At 67.8% G+C, this 2,986-nt stretch carries 3 protein-coding genes; all 3 read left to right on the forward strand.

What is annotated here, in order from left to right; translation table 11 throughout:
• Window positions 1-2,103: TonB-dependent siderophore receptor (locus L995_RS17680; protein WP_052195823.1), on the forward strand; the 2,103-nt coding region annotated here is incomplete at its 5' end.
• A gap of 88 nt (window positions 2,104-2,191) precedes the next feature.
• Window positions 2,192-2,695, forward strand: a complete 504-nt coding sequence (locus L995_RS17685) for a sigma-70 family RNA polymerase sigma factor (protein WP_047472813.1) — start codon at window positions 2,192-2,194, stop codon at window positions 2,693-2,695.
• A 5-nt stretch (window positions 2,696-2,700) separates the two neighbouring features.
• A partial coding sequence (locus L995_RS17690) for a DUF4880 domain-containing protein (protein ID WP_047472815.1) occupies window positions 2,701-2,986 on the forward strand: 286 nt, incomplete at its 3' end.

The following is a 2,986-nucleotide window of genomic DNA, read 5'->3' on the forward strand; positions in this document are numbered from 1 at the left end:
CAGGCGACCCAGGCCGTCCAGGCGGCAGGCGCCACCGCGCTGGGCGAGGTGCTGGTCACGGCGCAGGCCGAGCGCAGCGCCGTGACGCAAGGATCGGGCAGCTATGCGGCCACCGGACCCAGCAGCACGGCGACACGGCTGGGCCTGTCGCAGCGCGAGACCCCGCAATCGCTGAGCGTGATCACGCGCGAGCAGATCGATGACCGCGGTTTTCAGTCGCTGGAGGAGGTTGCCCTGGATGCCACGGGCCTGAGCACACGCCAGATCGGAGGCGGAGAACGCACGCAGTTCTTCCTGCGGGGTTTCGAGGTCAACTCTTTCCTGGCCGATGGCGTGCCGCTGGCCTTCGACTACGACACGCAGGGCCTGGCCACCATGGCCATGTATGACCGCGTGGAGGTGCTGCGCGGCGCTGCCGGACTGATGACGGGCACGGGCAATCCGTCCGGCACCATCAACCTCGTGCGCAAGCGCCCCACGGATGCCCCTCAGGTCTCGCTGACGGGCAGCCTGGGCTCCTGGAACAACCTGCGCGGCGAAATCGACGCGTCCGGCCCGCTCAATGCGGCCGGTACGCTGCGAGGCCGCGCCGTGGTGGCCCTGCAGGATACGGACACCTTCAAGCGGGCGTACCGCCATGAGCGCCAACTGGTCTACGGCACGCTGGAGGCCGATATCGCCCCGCGCACGCGGCTGAGCCTGGGCGGCTACTACAACAGGGAAGACAACCCCGGCGCCGACTGGAACGGCCTGCCCACGCGGCGTGATGGCAGCTTCTACCCGCTGCCGAGATCGGCGCGCGTGACGCCGGACTGGGCCTACTGGAACAAGGAAAACGCCAGCCTCTTCGCCGAACTGGAGCATGGCCTGGGCAACGGCTGGAAGACCCAGCTGACCGCACGTGTGCTGCAGGCGAAGATGGACATGCTTGGGACCTACCTGTATCCGCTGGAAGATTCCGCCGACTTCGGCCAGGGCGTGGGCGCCTATGCCTACAAGAAGACCCAATACAGTCTCGACGCCTTCGCGCAGGGGCCCTGGCAATGGTTGGGCCGCACCCATGAAATGGTCTTCGGCGCCAGCGTGAGGCAAAACAGCGACGACGACGGGCCTGGCGGGTGGCCGGCGGACTACCAGCAGATCGTGGACCCCATGACCTGGGACCCGGGCTCCGTTGCCCGGCCGGCCATCAACACCCTGTGGTCGCGGCGCGGCCACCAGCGGCAGCTGGGTGCCTACGGAACACTGCGGTTGAGCGTCGCGCAGCCCCTGACCGCGCTGCTGGGCGCGCGCGTGGATTCCTACTCCTACGACATGCTCACGCGCTCGGGGGAATGGAGCGATTCCAGCAGGTACCGGGTCCATGACCGCATCACGCCCTATGCAGGCCTGGTCTATGCGCTGGACAGCCGGCATTCCGCCTATGCCAGCTGGACCAGCGTGTTCCAGCCCCAGAGCAACCAGGGCGCCAGAGGCGCGCTGCTGGACCCGGTGACGGGACGCAACCTCGAGCTTGGCATCAAGGGCGAGTACGCCCAGGGCCGGCTGCAGGCCAGCGCGGCGCTGTTCCAGATCAACCAGAAGAATCTGCCGCTGCAACTGCCGCAATCGCAGTGCAGTCCCAATGTGGCGTCCTGCTATGCGCAGACCGGAGAGGTGCGAAGCAGGGGGGTGGAGTTCGAGGTGGCGGGTGCCGTCACGCCGTCCCTGCAACTGATGGCCGGCTACACCTACAACAGGGCGCAGCATGTCCGCGACTCGGACGTCGCCAAGGCCGGCACGCCCTATGACACCCAGACCCCGCGCCATCTGCTCAAGCTGTCGGCCCGCTACCAGCTGCCGGGCGCCTGGCAGCGCTGGTCCCTGGGCGGATCCGTGCGCACGCGCAGCGAGACCCGCTCGGCCGGCTACGGCGTGCGCCAGGGGGGCTATACGCTGGTGGACCTCATGGCGAGCTACCAATTCAGCCGGCAGCTGGATATACGGCTGAACGTCAGCAACCTCACGGACAAGTACTACTACCAGGCCATTGGCAGCACCCAGGACAACAACCATTTCGGGGCGCCGCGCAATGTGCTGCTGACGGCGCGCTACCGCTTCTGAAACAGAGACAGGTTGGCATGGATACAATCGAATAGGAATGATTCTTGTTTGATTGTGGGCCCCGCCCCCAAGGGAATCGGGACCTGCCATGCCATCCGCCTCCGCCCCCCAGTACCGAGAAGTCACAGCCCTGTACCTGGCCCACCACGGCTGGCTGCAGGGCTGGCTGCGCAAGAAGGTGGGCAATGCCTTCGACGCGGCCGATCTGGCGCAGAGCACCTTCCTCAAGGTGCTGGGCGCCAAGGGCCTGGACCAGCTCCAGGAGCCGCGCGCCTACCTGACCACCATTGCGCGCAACCTGCTGATCAACCAAGTGCGGCGCCGCGCCATCGAGCAAGCCTATCTCGATGCCCTGGCCGCCATGCCCGAGCCCGTGGCGCCGCCGCCCGAGGTCCGGCTCATGGTGCTGGAGACCCTGGTGGAGATAGACCGCCGCCTGGGCCGCCTGCCCGCGCTGGCCAAGCAGGCCTTCCTGCTGGCCCAGCTCGAAGGCCTGAGCCATGGCGAGATCGCGGCCGAGCTGGGGATTTCCATCTCCACGGTCAAGCGGCATCTGGCCAAGGCGGCCATGCGCTGCTTCTTCCCGGAGTAGGTGGCATGCAGGCGTTCCCTTCTGCTTCTTCCCCCATTTCTGCCGAAGTGGCCCGCCAGGCCGTGCAATGGTGGCTGCAGCTGAACTCCGGCAAGGCCCAGGCCCGGCAGCACGATGGCCTGCAGCGCTGGCGTGCGGCCAGCCCCGAGCATGAGGCCGCCTGGCAGCGCATCGAATCCATGGGCAGCCAGATGGCCGGCATTCCCATGCCGCTGGCGCGGGCCGCATTGGCCGCACCCGGCTCGGCCGGCAGGCGCCGTGCGGTGCAGGCGCTGGCCGTGCTGCTGGTCT

Source organism: Delftia sp. ZNC0008 (assembly GCF_000799035.1).
Lineage (GTDB): Bacteria > Pseudomonadota > Gammaproteobacteria > Burkholderiales > Burkholderiaceae_C > Comamonas > Comamonas tsuruhatensis.